The sequence below is a fragment of the Bradyrhizobium sp. RDM12 genome (genome assembly GCF_051917485.1).
Classification (GTDB): domain Bacteria; phylum Pseudomonadota; class Alphaproteobacteria; order Rhizobiales; family Xanthobacteraceae; genus Bradyrhizobium.
Map to the genome: position 1 here is coordinate 1,081,576 of NZ_CM133064.1, position 16,410 is coordinate 1,097,985.

At 65.6% G+C, this 16,410-nt stretch carries 8 protein-coding genes and 6 pseudogenes; 11 read left to right on the forward strand and 3 right to left on the reverse strand.

Going from position 1 to position 16,410, the window contains the following annotated elements; all coding sequences use genetic code 11:
• Positions 1-15 precede the first annotated feature (15 nt).
• Positions 16-1,023, forward strand: coding sequence for an aldo/keto reductase (locus tag ACTGJ9_RS05060; RefSeq protein WP_456676185.1), 1,008 nt, complete (start codon positions 16-18; stop codon positions 1,021-1,023).
• A 9-nt stretch (positions 1,024-1,032) separates the two neighbouring features.
• Here the strand turns inward: ACTGJ9_RS05060 and ACTGJ9_RS05065 are convergent, their stop codons facing one another.
• A complete protein-coding gene (locus ACTGJ9_RS05065) occupies positions 1,033-1,836 on the reverse strand; it encodes a HesA/MoeB/ThiF family protein (protein ID WP_456676186.1) in 804 nt (267 codons plus the stop codon).
• 91 nt (positions 1,837-1,927) lie between these two features.
• On the opposite strand from ACTGJ9_RS05065, the pseudogene ACTGJ9_RS05070 reads away from it, so the two are divergent.
• A pseudogene (locus ACTGJ9_RS05070) lies at positions 1,928-3,288 on the forward strand (peptidoglycan-binding protein).
• A gap of 3 nt (positions 3,289-3,291) precedes the next feature.
• On the opposite strand, the pseudogene ggt reads toward ACTGJ9_RS05070, so the two are convergent.
• Positions 3,292-4,968, reverse strand: a pseudogene (gene ggt / locus ACTGJ9_RS05075) (gamma-glutamyltransferase).
• 221 nt (positions 4,969-5,189) lie between these two features.
• On the opposite strand from ggt, the pseudogene ACTGJ9_RS05080 reads away from it, so the two are divergent.
• A pseudogene (locus tag ACTGJ9_RS05080) lies at positions 5,190-5,615 on the forward strand (hypothetical protein); the annotation flags it as partial.
• Positions 5,616-5,675: 60 nt separating this feature from the next.
• Here the strand turns inward: ACTGJ9_RS05080 and mutM are convergent.
• Positions 5,676-6,579, reverse strand: a pseudogene (mutM, locus tag ACTGJ9_RS05085) (bifunctional DNA-formamidopyrimidine glycosylase/DNA-(apurinic or apyrimidinic site) lyase).
• Positions 6,580-6,660: 81 nt separating this feature from the next.
• On the opposite strand from mutM, the gene ubiE reads away from it, so the two are divergent.
• The 8 genes and pseudogenes from ubiE (at position 6,661) to ACTGJ9_RS05125 (ending at position 16,405) form a co-directional block, all read left to right on the forward strand.
• The gene (gene ubiE, locus ACTGJ9_RS05090) at positions 6,661-7,422 is read left to right on the forward strand and encodes a bifunctional demethylmenaquinone methyltransferase/2-methoxy-6-polyprenyl-1,4-benzoquinol methylase UbiE (RefSeq protein WP_456676187.1); all 762 of its coding nucleotides are present in this window, start codon (positions 6,661-6,663) and stop codon (positions 7,420-7,422) included.
• A pseudogene (ubiB, locus tag ACTGJ9_RS05095) lies at positions 7,419-8,992 on the forward strand (2-polyprenylphenol 6-hydroxylase). Before ubiE ends, ubiB begins: the two are co-directional and overlap by 4 nt.
• Before the next feature lie 57 nt (positions 8,993-9,049).
• Positions 9,050-10,496, forward strand: a pseudogene (coaBC, locus tag ACTGJ9_RS05100) (bifunctional phosphopantothenoylcysteine decarboxylase/phosphopantothenate--cysteine ligase CoaBC).
• The gene (gene dut, locus ACTGJ9_RS05105; RefSeq protein ID WP_456676188.1) at positions 10,493-10,948 is read left to right on the forward strand and encodes a dUTP diphosphatase; all 456 of its coding nucleotides are present in this window, start codon (positions 10,493-10,495) and stop codon (positions 10,946-10,948) included. Before coaBC ends, dut begins: the two are co-directional and overlap by 4 nt.
• A gap of 181 nt (positions 10,949-11,129) precedes the next feature.
• Entirely contained in the window at positions 11,130-13,634 is a 2,505-nt protein-coding gene (locus ACTGJ9_RS05110; RefSeq protein ID WP_456676189.1) for a PAS-domain containing protein, read from the forward strand.
• Positions 13,631-15,151: a tRNA (adenosine(37)-N6)-threonylcarbamoyltransferase complex ATPase subunit type 1 TsaE gene (gene tsaE / locus ACTGJ9_RS05115; RefSeq protein ID WP_456676190.1), complete on the forward strand. Its 1,521-nt coding sequence runs from the start codon at positions 13,631-13,633 to the stop codon at positions 15,149-15,151. Before ACTGJ9_RS05110 ends, tsaE begins: the two co-directional genes overlap by 4 nt.
• Positions 15,152-15,247: 96 nt before the next feature.
• Entirely contained in the window at positions 15,248-15,556 is a 309-nt protein-coding gene (locus ACTGJ9_RS05120) for a PilZ domain-containing protein (protein ID WP_456676191.1), read from the forward strand.
• 126 nt (positions 15,557-15,682) lie between these two features.
• Positions 15,683-16,405, forward strand: a complete 723-nt coding sequence (locus ACTGJ9_RS05125) for a nucleotidyltransferase family protein (protein WP_456676192.1) — start codon at positions 15,683-15,685, stop codon at positions 16,403-16,405.
• The last annotated feature ends 5 nt before the right edge of the window (positions 16,406-16,410 follow it).

Below are 16,410 nucleotides of genomic sequence, written 5' to 3' on the forward strand. Positions count from 1 at the left end.
TCGAAGAGAGCCTTCATGGAACAGCGCAAACTTGGTTCAACCGGCCCTGAAGTCTCGGGCCTCGGTCTCGGCTGCATGGGCATGTCCGAGGTCTACGGCCCCACCGATCGCGGCGAAGCCATCGCCACGATTCACGCCGCATTCGATGCCGGCATCACGCTGCTCGACACCGGCGATTTCTACGCGATGGGCCACAATGAAATGCTGATCCGCGAGGCGCTGACGGACGTCCCCCGCGACAGGGTACAGCTCAGTGTGAAGTTCGGCGCGCTGCGCGGCCCCGCCGGCGAATTCGTTGGGTTCGATTCGCGGCCGGCTGTGACGAGAAACTTCCTCGCCTATTCGCTGCAACGACTCGGCACCGACTACATCGACGTCTACCGACCGGCGCGGCTCGATCCCAACATTCCCATTGAGGAGACGATCGGCGGTCTCGCTGATCTCGTGAAGGCCGGCTACATCAGGCATATCGGCCTGTCCGAGGTCGGCTCCGACACCATCCGCCGCGCGCATGTCGTGCATCCGATCGTCGATCTCCAGATCGAATATTCGCTGATCGAACGCGGCATCGAGCGCGACATCCTCAAGACCTGCCGTGAGCTCGGCATCGCCATCACCGCTTACGGCGTGCTGGCGCGCGGCCTGATCAGCGGCCATTGGTCGAAGGAGTCAGGGAAGATCGGCCGCGACTACCGGCTGATGAGCCCGCGCTTCCAGGGTCCGAATCTTGAGGCGAATCTTGCACTGGCGGAGCGGCTGCGCGCCATCGCGGGCGAGATCGGGGCGACGCCGGCACAGGTTGCGATCGCCTGGGTGGCGGCGCAGGGCAAGGAGATCGTGCCGCTGATCGGTGCCCGCACCCGCAACCGTCTCACCGAGGCGCTCGGCGCCACCGAGGTGACGCTGACGCAGGCTCATCTGAGCGCGCTGGCAAAGGCCTTTCCGCCGAACGTTGCCGCCGGCACGCGCTATGCGGCCGAGCAGATGGCGCATCTCGACAGCGAGAAGCCAGCCACTCCGTAGCAGCTTCAATCAGGTGCGATGGGCACTGAGGTCAGTCATGACCGGTCCATCGCCATTGAGCGGATTGGCCGGATCGCGCGCGTAACGCAGCGTCTCGAAGCGCATCGCGCGCGCATCGATCATCAGGAGACGGCCGACCAGGCCGTCGCCAAAACCGACGATTTCGCGGATCGCCTCCAGCGCCATCATCGAGCCCATCACGCCCGCAAGCGCGCCCATGACGCCGGCCTCCGCGCAGGCCGGAACGGTGCCGGGCGGGGGCGCCTCCGGAAACAGGCAGCGATAGGTCGGGTTGAATTCGCCCTGCTCGTTTGTCTCATGCGCGCGGATGGTGGTGAGCGAACCGTCGAAGGTGCCGAGCGCCGCTGATATCAGCGGCCGCTTCGCGAAGAAACAGGCATCCGAGACCAGATAGCGGGTCGAGAAATTGTCGGAGCCGTCGAGCACGAGGTCGTAGTCGCCGAGCAGGCTCAGCGCATTGTCGGCATTGAGCCAGGTGGCGTGGCCGACGAAGCGGACATGCGGATTGAGCGCCGCAATCCGCTCGGCCGCGCTCTCGACCTTGTGCCGGCCGATGTCAGGCGTCGTATGGATGACCTGGCGCTGAAGGTTGGACAGCGAGACAACGTCATCATCGACCACACCGAGCGTGCCGATACCAGCGGCGGCCAAATACATCAATGCGGGCGCACCGAGGCCGCCGGCGCCGATCACCAGCGCGGAGGCCCGCTTCAGCGCAGCCTGGCCCGGGCCGCCGACATCGCGCAGCACGATATGGCGGGCATAGCGTTCGAGTTCGTCCGGGCTGAGCAAGCTGTTCTACTCCTGAACCACCGCAACATTGTTCGCGACCAACGAGATGTGCTTCAATAGCGGCGCGTTCAATGGGCTGGCTGGATTTGTCATGAGATCGATGCTTGCGGCAACACTGATGTTGGCGTCTGCCACAGGCGCGAGCGCCCAGATGACGACGCCGCAGGTCCCCGGCACCAAGCCGAAGCTGGTCCAGACCGTTCCGATCAAGCCGCCCGCACTGCAAACGCCGTCGGAAACCGCGGATGGGATGGCGCAGGCCGAGCGGCTGTCGCTCAATCCGACCTCGCCTGGGTCGGCGAATATAACGGCGCCATCACCGGCGACGTCAGTTCGCGCATGGTCGAAGCCATCAAGGAGTACCAGAAAGCCAAAGGCGGCAAGCCGACCGGCGTGCTCAATCCGCAGGAGCGCGCCGCGCTCGCCGAGACCGCGCGGCGCAAGCAGGACGGCGTCGGCTGGAAGATCGTGACGGAGATGACCAGCGGCGCACGGCTCGGCATTCCCTCAAAACTGGTGCCGCAGCAGGCCACCGACGCCAACGGCGCGAAATGGAGCTCGCCGACCGGAACGGTGCAGGTGCTGCTGAGCCGTCGCAAGGAGGCTAATCCGACCCCAGCGAAGCTTGCCGAAGCCGAAAAGAAGGAGCCGGCCGGGCGCAAGGTCGACTACACCGTGGTCAAGCCCGACTTCTTCGTGCTGTCAGGATTGCAGGGCCTGAAGAAGTTTTACGTGCGCGGCACCTTCAAGGGCGACGAAGTCCGCATCATGACGATCTTGTACGACCAAGCGACCGAGAACACGGTCGAGCCGGTCGTGATCGCAATGTCGAGCGCATTCAATGCGTTCCCGTCGGGGCCGCCAGTCGGACCGCCGCCGCGCAAAACCGTCGAATATGGCACCGGCATCGTCGTCACCGATGACGGCGCGATTCTGGCCGACCGTCTCGTCACGGATTCCTGTCTCGCTATCACCATCGGCGGCTACGGCAATGCCGATCGTCTCGCCGAGGACAAGGAGCACGACCTCGCGCTGCTGCACATCTATGGCGCACGCGGCCTGAGGCCGCTCAGCCTCGCCGGCGGAGCGGCGAAGACAAGTGTCGACTTCGTCGGCATCGCCGATCCGCAGAGCCAGGGCGGCGCAGCCGGTGTGTCGAGCTTCAAGGCGGCGCTCGCTTCTGTCGGTGGCGGCGATGCCGCGCTGTCGCCACCGCCCGCGGTTGGATTTTCCGGCGGCCCCGCGATCGACGCCGACGGCAAGTTCTCCGGCATTGCGCTGTTGAAGCCGGCGATGGTTGCGGGACCTGCAACTGCGGTGCCGGCGTCGCAGGCCGTGATGGTCGCAGCAGATGCGGTACGCGATTTCCTGAAGGCGAACGGCGTTATTGCGAACGGCACGTCAACCGACGCGAAGGCGGCGGTCGTCCGCGTGATCTGCGTGCGGAAATAATGATCAGCTCAGCCTGAACCTGACGCCAGCGCGCGCAAGGCCGCCCGAAATCCCAACCGGCGTGCCGTCCGCGCGCCAGCAAGCGGCCCCGTCATGCTCCCGTCGTCATGGAAGGCGATGCCGTTCATGCCGCCGGCAACCGTCGCGACGGGCTGAACCTGGTGGCCGAGCGCGGCGAGCTTCGTACGAACACTCTCCGGCACCTTCTGCTCGACCTCGAGCACGTTGCCCTCTGTCCAGACCCGCGGCGCTTCGACCGCCTCCTGCAAGGTCATGCCGTGGTCGATCAGATTGAGCAGCGCCTGCATCGCACTCGGAAAGATGCGCTTTCCGCCGGGGAGGCCCAGTGCATAGCGCAGCTTGCCGTCGCGGAGCGCCATCATCGGCGACATCGAGGTCGTGACGCGCTTGCCGGGCGCGAGCGACAGCGCGTGGCCGGGCCGCGGATCGAACAGGTTCATGTAATTGTTGGCGATGGCACCGAGACCCGGGATCATGATCTTCGCACCGAACAGATTGTTGATGGTCTGCGTGGTCGCGACCACGTTGCCGAAGGAATCTGCAGCCGTCATGTGCGTGGTGTGCGCGCTTTCGAGTTGCGTCACGCCGGCGCCAAAGCCTGCGCCCGCAGCGGATCGATCGCGCGGCGGCGTTCCTCGGCATAGGCTTTTGACGTCAGCTGCTCCACGGGCACACCAACATAATCCGGGTCGCCGCTCGCGGCGGCGCGGTCGGCAAAAGCAATCTTCAGGACCTCGGCAAGGTAATGGATAGTCTCCGATGTGCCGAAACCGAGGCCAGCGATGTCGTAGCCTTCAAGAATGTTCAGCATCTGCGCGATGTGCACGCCGGAGGCCGCGGGCGGCGGCGGCCCAAAAATGGTCCAGCCACGATAGTCGGCACGGATCGGCTGCCGCTCGACGGTCTTGTAAGCCGTGAGATCGCCACGTCGGATGAAGCCGCCGGTCCTTTCCATGTAGTCGACGACGATGTCGCCGAGCGGCCCTTCGTAGAGCGCGGTCTCGCCGTGTTCGGCGATAGTACGAAGTGTCTCGGCATATTCGGCCTGCACGACGCGCTCACCGACCTTCAAGGGTTCTCCATCAGGCAAATAGATTGCCGCGATCGGCTTGTCCTTGCGCATCTCGGCGGCGCTCTCGCTGATGCATTCGTGCAGATAGGGCGTCGCCGCATAGCCGCGCGCGGCGTGCTTGATCGCGGGCTGCATGACGTCGGCGAGGACATGGTGCCGAACCGGCGCAGCGTCTCGCACCAGGCTTTCAGCGAGCCTGGCGTGGCGGCGGCCTTCGGGCCACTGAGGTTCTCGTTGCCGACGGTGTCGAACACGTCATGGGCAGAGCCCGGCCTGGAGGTATAGGTGGTGTCGCGAACCGCAGCCGGCACCGTGCTCTGGCCGTCGATGAAGCGGTGGCTGCCGTCGGCGAGTCGGATATGCGCCATGCCGCCGCCGATGATGCCGACCATCATCGGCTCGACCACGGTGAGCGTGAACAGGGTCGCGATCGCGGCATCGATCGCGTTGCCGCCGGCGGCCAGCATCTCGGCCCCGGCGCTGGAGGCCAGGGGATGGTTGCTCACCACCATGCCGCGGCTCGAGACCGCCGGCATCTTCTGGCAGTCAAAGGTGGTTGCCGTCCGGTCGCGCCAGTTGCCGCTCATGCCGCCCGTCCCTCTTGTTCACGGCGGCGAGCACATCACACGCAGGATGACTGGTCCAGTAATGGTACAGATTAGCTGGCATTCCCGATTCTGCCATCACCGTTAGCGTGGATTCGGACATCCGCGGTCCTCTTTGGATCGGGCAATGCACGTCCCGAGCGAGAAAAGCTCAGCATCGAGAAGCGATGCACGTTCGCGTGGCGTTACCCCTGGACCCAGGCGAGGCGACCGTCTCCACCCTCAGCGTCGCGCGCGCCTGGAAGCGGCCCTACGACTTCGTGCTGAACCAGACGCCGATCCGCGGTCAGCGCATCGACAACGCGGCCAACACACTTGCCGAGGAAACCGCGCTCGATCTCGCGGAGGTGCTCTCGCGCCCCCTGATCGTAATACGCAACGATCACCGGGACTCGCTCGCCTCAGGCCTTGCGGTCAACGAATTCGCGTCGAACGGCAAGTCGACCGAGGAGATCCGCGGCCTCTGGCGCTGGATCGAAACCCGTCTCGAGTTCTCCGCCGGCGACATGCTGATCGATCAGGTCATGTCGGCGGCAGACGGAATGCTGCCTCGTCATTGCGAGCGTAGCGAAGCAATCCAGAATCTTTCCGCGGAGGGACTCTGGATTGCTTCGCTGTGCTCGCAATGACGCCGGTTGACATCGTCGTCCTCACAGAAACTCACGGCCTCGCGGCCGTGAACCGAATTTTCACTTCTGACATCTCGGGCACCAGAAGGTCGAGCGGCCGTTCTGGGTGAAGCGCTTGATCGTGCCGCCGCAGCGCGGCGTCGTGCATTTTCACCCTCGCGGTCGTAGACCTTGAACGAGTGCTGGAAATAGCCGAGCTCGCCCGAGGTCTGGCGGTGGTCGCGCAACGAGGAGCCGCCGGCCTTGATGGCGTCGTTCAGCACGGTGTGGATCGCGCCGACCAGCCGCTTGGCGTGATCCGTCGGTTCGCCCCCGGCAACGCCCTTGCGTTGTCCGGCCTTCGTTGACAGCGTCGCGGCGATTCTGCGCGGCGACAGATGCGAGCGGTGCAGGGCTTCGCAGACATAGATGTTGCCGAGGCCTGCGACCACGCGCTGGTCGAGCAGCGCGGCCTTCAGGCTGGTGGTCTTGCCGGCGCAGGCGCGCGCCAGCATCGCGGCATCGAACTCGTTGCCGAGCGGCTCTGGACCGAGATCGCGCAGCAGCGGCTCGTCATCGAGCGCGTGGCGCGCGATCACTTTCATGTAACCGAAGCGGCGCGGATCGTTGAAGACGATGTCGGCACCCGAGGACATCCGAAACAGCACGTGGTCGTGCGCGGAGTCCTTACCCTCGGATAATGAAACTCGCCGGGGGCCGCGTCGTTGTCCGGCTTGATGACGCGGAACGAGCCCGACATGCCCAGATGCATCAACAGCACGTCGCCGGAGGCGAGATCGGCCATGAGATATTTGGCGCGGCGGCCGAGCCCCGTGACGATCTGTCCCTGGAGCCGGGCCACGAAATCGGACTGGAACGGAAAGCGCAAATCGGGCCTGCGGGCCTCCGCAACGACGATTTTCGCACCCTCCATAACGGGCTGAAGGCCACGGCGGACAGTCTCGACTTCGGGCAATTCAGGCATGGTCAGGCATTCACCTTATGAGGGCGGTGTGATAGCGCCATTGCGGCGGCCGCGCTATGGTCCGCGTCGTGGAGTAGAGTAATGGATCGGCCGGGCGAAACCACGCATTTTGGCTTCAAAGACGTTCCCCTGGGGGACAAGCAGACGCTGGTGAACGATGTGTTTCACAGCGTGGCGTCGCGCTATGATTTGATGAACGATTTGATGTCCGGGGGCCTGCACCGGGTCTGGAAGGACATCATGATCAACGCGCTGAATCCGCCGCGAGGCGACCGGCCGTTCGCGTTGCTCGACGTTGCCGGCGGCACCGGCGACATCTCGTTCCGGGCCGCCAAGGCGGCAGGTTCGGGCTTCCATGCCACCGTCTGCGACATCAATTCCGACATGCTGGCGGTGGGCCGCGAGCGCGCCGCAAAGCGGCATCTCGAAACCCAGGTCGATTTCGTCGAAGGCAATGCCGAAGCGCTCGGCTTCGCCGATCGCAGCTTTGACGCATATACGATCGCTTTCGGCATTCGCAACGTTCCCCAGATCGACAAGGCGCTGCGCGAGGCCTATCGCGTGCTCAAGCCCGGCAGCCGCTTCCTGTGCCTCGAATTCTCTACCGTCGAGATGCCCGGCCTCGACAGGATCTATGATCTGTTCTCGTTCAAGGTGATCCCGCCGCTCGGGCGCATGGTCACGGGCGATGCCGAATCCTACCAATATCTCGTCGAATCGATCCGCAAGTTTCCGAAGCCGAATGCGTTCGCCGACATGATCCGCGACGCCGGTTTCTCCCGCGTCGGCTTTCAGACCCTGACCGGCGGCATCGTCGCACTGCATTCGGGCTGGCGTTTGTGATCTCTGCCATCACCCACATTTCGCGCCTGATCCGCGCCGCGTTCGTGTTCGCGCGCGAGGGCGTGTTCGGCTCCGTCGATCCGGGCCTGGTGCCGCCGCCCGGACAGCTTGCGCTGAAGCTTGCGCGCATGATCGAGCGGCGCGGCCCGCAGGATGGTCCGCGGATGTCGCGCGCGCTGACCCGGATGGGCCCGGCCTATCTCAAGCTCGGGCAGTTTCTGGCGACGCGGCCCGACGTCGTCGGCGTTGCCATGGCGCGTGACCTGGAAAGCCTGCAGGATCGCCTGCCGCCGTTTTCGCAAACGGAGGCGGAAGCCGTGATCGCGGCGTCGCTGGAGCGCCCGTTGACGGATGTGTTCGCGAGCCTCGGCCCCGCGGTCGCGGCCGCCTCGATCGCGCAGGTGCATCGCGGCGAGGTGTTGCGCAACGGCGTCCGGAAGGCGGTCGCGGTCAAGGTACTCAGGCCGAACGTAGCCTCCGCTTCCGCCGCGACCTCTCCGATTTCTTCTTCGTCGCGCACAAGGCCGAGGCCTATTCGGCCGAGGCACGCCGGCTCCGGCTGATCGAAGTCATCAACACCATGTCGCGCTCGGTCGCGATGGAGATGGACCTGCGGCTCGAGGCGGCCGCGCTGTCGGAGATGGCGGAGAACACGCAGGACGATCCCGATTTTCGCGTGCCTGATGTCGACTGGGACCGCACCACGCACAACGTGCTGACGATGGAATGGATCGACGGCATCGCGCTGAATGACCACAGGCGGCTGGCAGAAGCCCAGGTCGACCTGCCCGATCTCGGCCGCAAGGTGATCCAGAGCTTTTTGCGCCATGCGCTGCGTGACGGCTTCTTCCACGCCGACATGCACCCCGGCAACCTGTTCCTCGACGACACCGGCCGTCTCGTTGCGGTTGATTTCGGCATCATGGGCCGGCTCGGCATGAAGGAGCGGCGCTTCCTCGCCGAAATCCTGCTGGGCTTCATCACCCGCGACTATCGCCGCGTCGCCGAAGTGCATTTCGAGGCGGGCTACGTGCCCGCGCATCACTCGGTCGAGAATTTCGCGCAAGCCATCCGCGCCATCGGCGAGCCCATTCACAACCGCACCGCCGAGGAAATCTCGATGGCGCGTCTGCTGACGCTGCTGCTCGAGGTCACCGGCCTGTTCGACATGACGACGCGGCCGGAGCTGATCCTGCTGCAGAAGACCATGGTCGTGGTCGAGGGCGTGGCACGCGGCTTCGATCCCAGGCTCGACATCTGGAAGGTCGCCGATCCCGTCGTGCGCGAATGGATCGAGCGCAATCTCGGACCGATCGGCCGGGTGCAGGGCGCGCTGGCCGGCGGCGGCGATCTCGCCCGCATCCTGATGCGCCTCCCGGACCTTGCAGCCCGCTCGGTCGCGGTGCTCGAGCAGCTCGAGACCATGACGCGGGATGGCATCCGGCTGTCGCCGGAGAGCATCGCCGCGATGGGTCGCAGCGAAGGGCGCAAGAACCGCTGGCGCACCGTGGCGGTCTGGATCATTGCCCTGACCTTCATCGGCATCCTGATCGCCGTCCGGAATCTATGATTGCACTGCAATCACGCCAGTGATAGCATCGCTATCATTCCGGCCCCGGGGAGCGTTATGGCAAGCCTGACCATCCGCAAGCTCGACGAACACGTCAAAACCTATCTGCGGCTCCGCTCGGCCAAAAACCACAGATCGGTCGAGGAAGAGGTCCGGGTCATCCTGCGGGAGCTGATCGAGGGCCGCGAGGAGCCGCTGACGCCGTTTGCTGTACCGCCCGAGGCACCCCACGCGCCCGCGTCGGCGCGCACAGGCGCCCTTCCCGAGGCCAGCGTCACCCTGATCATTGGCGGCGGAATCGCGGCGTTCAAGTCGCTCGACCTGATCCGCAGGCTGAAGGAGCGGCGCATCGAGGTCCGCTGCGTGCTGACCAAGGCGGCGGAGCAGTTCGTCACGCCGCTCTCGGTCAGTGCCCTCTCGCATGAACGCGTCTACACGGACCTGTTCGATCCCCAGAGCGAGTTCGACGCCGGCCATATCCGCCTCGCCCGCGACTGCGATCTGATCGTGGTCGCGCCGGCGACTGCCGACCTGATGGCCAAGATGTCCAACGGCCATGCCGACGATCTCGCCAGCGCCATCTTGCTCGCGACCAACCGCAAGATACTGATCGCGCCGGCGATGAACCCACTGATGTGGAACAACGCGGCGACCCGCCGCAACCTCGCGCAGCTTCAGCGTGACGGCGTCATGCTGATCGGCCCCAACTCCGGCGAGATGGCGGAAGCGGGCGAGGCCGGCGTCGGCCGCATGTCCGAGGCGATCGAGATCGCCACCGCCGCCGAGCGGCTGCTGCGCCGCCGGTGCCCCGTCCGCTCGCCGGCAAGCGCGTGCTGATTACCGCAGGCCCCACACGAGCCGATTGATCCGGTGCGCTATATCGCCAACCGCTCGTCGGGCAAGCAGGGCTTTGCCATTGCCGCGGCGGCACAGGCCGCGGGCGCCGACGTGATCCTGGTGAGCGGCCCCGTGGACCTCAGCGATCCCCAGGGCGTGACGGTAAAGCACGTGGAATCGGCCCGGCAGATGCTGGAGCAGGTGCAGGCCGCACTTCCGGCCGACATCGCGATCTTCGCCGCGGCCGTCGCCGACTGGCGCGTCGCCAATGAAGGCGAGCAGAAGCTGAAGAAGAGTTCGGCCGGCATGCCGCCGCTTCAGCTGGTCGAGAACCCCGATATCTTGGCCACGATTTCCAAGCTCGCCGACAAGCGTCCGCCGCTGGTGATCGGCTTTGCCGCCGAGACCGAGCATCTCATCGAAAACGCCAAGTCCAAGCTCGCCCGCAAGGGCTGCGACTGGATCGTCGCCAATGACGTCTCGCCCGCGACGGGCGTGATGGGCGGCGACCGCAATACCGTGCACCTCATCAGCAAGAATGCTGGAGAGCAACGGCGAGATTGCAGTTGATTCCTGGCCGGTGATGACCAAGGAACAGGTCGCCATCGAACTGGTCGCACATATCGTGAAAAGCGTGACCGACAAATCCCTGGAGCCGGCATCTTGAGCAGCAAAGTCACGGTCGAACTGCAACGCCTGCCCCACGCGGAAGGCCTGCCGCTGCCGGCCTATCAGACCGCGGAGGCCGCCGGCCTCGACCTGCTGGCTGCGGTGGCGGACAGCGAACCGATCACGCTGGCGCCCGGCCAATATGCGCTGGTGCCGACCGGGCTTGCGATTGCCCTGCCGCCCGGGCACGAGGCCCAGGTGCGGCCCTGCTCGGGGCTTGCGGCCAAGCACGGCGTCACCGTCCTGAACTCGCCCGGCACGATCGACGCCGACTATCGCGGCGAGATCAAGGCCATCCTGATCAACCACGGCAACTCCTTCGTGATCAAGCGCGGCGAGCGCATCGCGCAGATGGTGATCGCGCCAATGGTCCAGGCCGCGTTGGTTCCGGTCGCGACGCTGTCCTCGACCGATCGCGGCGCCGGCGGCTTCGGCTCGACCGGGCGCTAACCGAATTGAGCAATCATCCCGAAGAACGACGTGGACTGGAACCCACGCCCGGCATTTTTTGGGGCCAGCTTTGCGTTCACGGTCTGGACTCTTACCGGTGGAGTCACGGTGAGGGTATTGTCGTTTGATTCGCGTGCGGCGGGGGTCGCCGCGCGCAAATTCGTGCGGTCTTGGGGCAACTATGTCAGGCGTGATCGTGTCGATGCGTCGGACGCTGTTGTCGTGCACTTCGTTGGCGCGCAACGGCTTGTTGGGAGGCGCTCTCGCAGCGTTGCTGCCGGCTGCGCCGGCTGAGGCCGCCGACCTCGTCGACACACTCTCGATATTGCTGGATTTCAACCGGCAGGAGCTCGCGGTGCTGGCCACCGCGCTGGCTTTGCTCGGCTTCTCCGTGGTGGCCGCGATCCTGTTGATGCGCACGCGCGTCGGCAAGGCCAAGACCGAGGCGGCGTTGCGCGCGCGGATCCGGGAACTCCAGCTGCAGTCCGACCGCTTCGGCGCGCTGCTGTTCGCAGAACCGCAGGTTCTGATCTCCTGGCCTGCCGGCGACGATCGCGCGCAGATCTCCGGGGACATCGCGCTGGTGCTGCCGCGCGATTCGTCGCCGCAACGCGTGCTCGCCTTCGGAACCTGGCTACCGCCGGAACCGGCACTGCAAATGGATCACGCCGTCGATGCCCTGCGCGAGCGCGGCGACGGCTTCCAGATCACGCTGACCACCGCCAACGGCCACACGCTGGAAGCAATCGGCCGCGCCATCGGCGGCCAAGCCATTGTCCGGATTCGCGAACTCTCAGGCTTGCGCCGCGATCTGGCCGAGACCCAACTGCGCTATAAGGCGCTGTCCGACGAAACCGAGATGCTGCGCGGCTTCGCCGCTGCGGCGCCATGGCCGATCTGGGCCAAGGGCCAGAACGGCGCGCTGACCTTCGCCAATCCGGCCTATGTGCGCGCCACGGAAGCCGCCAGCATCGCTGATGCGCGGGAGCGCAAGCTTGAGCTGCTCGACAGGGCCGACCGCACTGCGATGGAGCACAGCCTGAAGGACGCCGCGAGCTTCACCTCGCGGCTGCCGATCGTGACCGGCGGCGAGCGGCGCATGTACGACGTGCGCGCCGTCAATGTCGGCAGCGGCAATGTCGGCGTCGCGATCGACGCCAGCGAAGCGGACGCGCTGAGCGCAGCCCTGGTGCGGATGGCGGAAGCCCATCGCCGCACACTCGACCAGCTCTCCTCCGGCGTGGCCGTGTTCGACGGCCAGCGCCGGCTCGCCTTCTATAACGATTCCTACCGCCGGCTGTGGGACCTCGACCGCAGCTTCCTCGACGCCAATCCCGACGATTCCAGCGTGCTCGACCGGCTCCGCGCCGCCCGCAAATTGCCGGAGCAGCCGGACTTCCGCGCCTGGAAGGCCAAGCTGCACGAGGCCTATCGCGCGGTCGAGGCCGCCAAGGACACCTGGTACCTGCCCGACGGCCGCGCGCTGTCCGTCGTCACCACGCCGAATCCCGAAGGCGGCGTCACCTATCTGTTCGACGACGTCACCGAAAGCCTCGAGCTCGCCCGCCGCTTCGACGGCATGATCCGGGTCCAGCGCGAGACCCTGGACAGCCTCGCCGAAGGCGTCGCCGTGTTCGGCAGCAACGGCAGGGCGCAGCTGTTCAATCCGGCGCTCCTGCGGATGTGGAAGCTGTCTAGCGACGCCATGCGCGAGGAACCGCATATCCAGACCGTCGAGAGCTGGTGCCATCAGCTGTACGACGATCCCGTGGTCTGGCGCCAGATCCGCGAGGCCATCACGTCCATCGAGAACCGCGCCGACGTGCCGCTCAAGCTGGAGCGCAAGGACGGCAGCGTGCTGGACGGTATGATCCGCCCGCTGCATGACGGCGCCACCATGCTGACGTTCCAGGACATCACCGACACCGAGAATGTCGAGCGCGCTCTACGCGAGCGCAACGAGGCGCTGGAGACCGCCGACCAGATGAAGGTGGATTTCGTCCACCACGTCTCCTACGAGCTGCGCTCGCCGCTCACCACCATCATCGGCTTCGCGCATTTCCTCAGCGATCCCTCGACGGGGCCGCTGACGCCGAAGCAGGCCGAATACCTGGATTACGTCACCAAATCGACCAATGCGCTGCTGGCGCTGACCAACAACATTCTCGATCTCGCCACCATCGACGCCGGCGCCATGAAGCTGGAACTCGGTCCGGTCGACGTCAGCAAGGCCATCGAGCTCGCCGCCGAAGGCATCCAGGACCGGCTCGCTACCGACCGCATCCGCCTCAAGGTCGAGATCGCGCCCGATGTCGGCAGTTTTGTCGGCGACGAGAAGCGCGTGGTGCAGGTGCTCTACAATTTGCTCGCCAATGCCGTCGGCTTCTCGCCGCAGGATTCCACAGTCGGGATCAGCGCCCGCCGCACCGAGCGCAGCGTTGTCTTCATTGTGACAGATTCCGGCCCTGGAATACCCGCCGACATGAAGGACAAGGTGTTCAACTGGTTCGAAAGCCGCTCGCAGGGCTCGCGTCATCGCGGTGCCGGGCTCGGCCTGTCGCTGGTTCGCTCCTTCGTCGAGCTGCATGGCGGCAAGGTGCAGGTCGATCTGGTTGTCGGCAAAGGCACGGTCGTGATCTGCGACTTCCCGACCGACCAGGCGGCGCATCGCGACGCCGCCGAATGATTGTGCAGGCCACATTCTCCGTTGCGCTTCACAACGAGACAGCCACCGCGCAATTGATGGCCGATCTCGCGCTGCTGATCGGCCCGGGCGATGTCATCACGCTCACCGGCGATCTCGGTGCCGGCAAGACTGCCGCGGCTCGCGCCATGATCCGCTATCTCGCCGATGACGAAGAGCTGGAAGTGCCGAGCCCGACCTTCACGCTGGTGCAGGGTTACGAGCTGGCCGCATTTCCGGTGATGCACGCCGATCTCTATCGCGTCGAAGACGAGAGCGAGCTCGAGGAGATCGGGCTGTCGCCCCTGCCGGATGCCACGCTGGTGCTGATCGAATGGCCGGAGCGTGCGCCGTCGGCGATGCCCGCGGACCGCATCGACATCGCGCTGACGCACCGCCCGGCGCTGGGCTCGAATGCACGGGCCGCCGACGTCACCGGCTACGGCAAGGGGGCGGCGACGGTCGCGCGGCTGAAGGCGCTGCGCGAATTCCTCGATGCGTCCGGCTATATCGACGCAGGCCGCAAGCGCATGGCCGGCGACGCCTCGACGCGCTCCTATGCGCGGCTGATCCGCGTCGACGGCGTCGTCATCCTCATGAACTCGCCACAGCGCCCCGACGGCGCCGCGATCTACCACGGCAAGTCCTACAGCGCCGCGGTGCATCTTGCGGAGAACATCAAGCCGTTCGTCGCCGTCGACGAGGGCCTGCGCGCGGCAGGAATCTCGGCGCCCGCGATCCACCATGTTGATCTCGACCACGGTTTCCTGATCTCGGAGGATTTCGGCAGCGAAGGCGTGATCGAAGGTGATCCACCGCGCCCGATCACCGAGCGCTATGAAGCCGCGACCGACGTGCTGGCCGTGCTACACGGCAAGGCTCTGCCGGAGACGCTGCCGCTGGACGGGAAAACCTATGCCATTCCCGCTTGGGACACCGACGCACTGCTGATTGAAATCGGCTTGATGCCGGAATGGTATCTGCCCGATCGCAACGTGCCGCTGAGCGACGAGAAGCGCACGGAGTTCTTCGCGATGTGGCGCGAACTGCTGAAGAAGCCATTGGCCGCGCCGAAGACCTGGATCATCCGCGATTACCATTCGCCCAATCTGATCTGGCTCGCGGAGCGAACCGGCATGGCGCGAGTCGGCGTGATCGACTTCCAGGACACCGTGCTCGGACCGCACTCCTATGACGTGGTGTCGCTGCTTCAGGACGCCCGCATCGACGTGCCCGAACCCCTCGAACTGACGCTGCTGTCGCGCTACATCAAGGCGCGCCGCATTGACGATGCAAGCTTCGATCCGGCCGGTTTTGCCGAGCTCTATGCCATCATGTCGGCGCAGCGCAACACGCGCCTGCTCGGCACCTTCGCCCGGCTCAATCGCCGCGACGGCAAGCCGCATTATCTGCGCCACCAGCCGCGGATCTGGACCTATCTGCAGCGCTCGCTCGCGCATCCGACCCTTGAGCATTTGCGCGACTGGTATCTCGCCAACGTCCCGCCGCCCCGATCCTGAGCCCAAACCGGTTTACCGGCTGTTAGCCATCGCATCGGTATCATCGCCCGCGGGCAGCCGGGCAAATCGGGGCTGGAGCAAGGGCAGACGGCGGTCATGACGGACCAGCGCGGGAACAGCAGGGTTGTTTTCGAACGTGGGATTTCGGCCCAGATGATGGCGATCGACGGCACCTGGCGGCGCGAATGCACCATGGAGGATGTCTCCGAGAGCGGCGCCACGCTGACCATCGGCGGTTCGGTCGAAGGCCTCCACCTCAAGGAATTTTTTCTGCTGCTGTCGTCGACCGGACTGGCTTACCGGCGCTGCGAACTGGCCTGGGTCAATGGCGACCAGATCGGCGTCAATTTCCTCAAGCAAGGCGACAGGAAGAAAAAGGCGCGCTCCACAGCCGCCGGGGCGTGACGGCAACACACGTCGCACAACCGTCACGGCGGGTGATTAAGGCGGTTGAGATGCGGTGCGGCTGACCGGGGCCCGTGCTAGGCTTGCCACGATCGCAGAGATACCAGAGGTTCGAGAAAGCGAAGGATGTCCGTCAAACCGACCAAAGCCATGGTGCTCGCCGCAGGGTTCGGCCTGCGCATGCGTCCGCTGACGGACAAGATGCCGAAGCCGATGGTGCCGGTGGCCGGCCAGCCGTTGCTCGACCACGTGCTCGACAAGCTCGCCTTGGCCGGCGTGACCGAGGCTGTCGTCAACGTGCACTATCTGCCCGACCAGATCATCGATCACACTGCAACGCGCCAGCATCCCCGCGTGACCATTTCGGACGAGCGCGACCAGGTGCTCGGCACCGGCGGCGGCGTGGTCAAGGCGCTGCCCCTGCTCGGCGATGCGCCGTTCTTCCACGTCAATTCCGACACGCTGTGGATCGACGGCGTGCGCTCCAATCTGACCCGGCTCGCGGAAAACTTCGACCCCGCTCGTATGGACATCCTGCTGCTGATGGCACCGACGGCGACCAGCATCGGCTATGGCGGCCGCGGCGATTACGGCATGCTGCCCGACGGTGCGCTGCGCAAGCGCAAGGAAAAAGAGATCGTCCCGTTCGTCTATGCGGGCGCGGCCGTCCTGTCGCCGACGATCTTCGCGGACGCACCGCAGGGCGAGTTCTCGCTGACGAAAATGTTCGACCGCGCCAATGAGCAGGAGCGCCTGTTCGGCCTCCGCCTCGACGGCGTCTGGATGCATGTCGGCACGCCAGATGCGGTGCACGCCGCGGAAGAGGCGTTTCTGGAGAGCGTGGCGTAGGTCGC

Bases quoted from the DNA above. Each gene is read 5' to 3' on its own strand.
- ACTGJ9_RS05060 (WP_456676185.1), top strand. From the start codon at position 16: ATGGAACAGCGCAAACTTGGTTCAACCGGCCCTGAAGTCTCGGGCCTC.
- ubiE (WP_456676187.1), top strand. From the start codon at position 6,661: ATGGATCGGCCGGGCGAAACCACGCATTTTGGCTTCAAAGACGTTCCC.
- ACTGJ9_RS05110 (WP_456676189.1), top strand. From the start codon at position 11,130: ATGTCAGGCGTGATCGTGTCGATGCGTCGGACGCTGTTGTCGTGCACT.
- tsaE (WP_456676190.1), top strand. From the start codon at position 13,631: ATGATTGTGCAGGCCACATTCTCCGTTGCGCTTCACAACGAGACAGCC.
- ACTGJ9_RS05120 (WP_456676191.1), top strand. From the start codon at position 15,248: ATGACGGACCAGCGCGGGAACAGCAGGGTTGTTTTCGAACGTGGGATT.
- ACTGJ9_RS05125 (WP_456676192.1), top strand. From the start codon at position 15,683: ATGTCCGTCAAACCGACCAAAGCCATGGTGCTCGCCGCAGGGTTCGGC.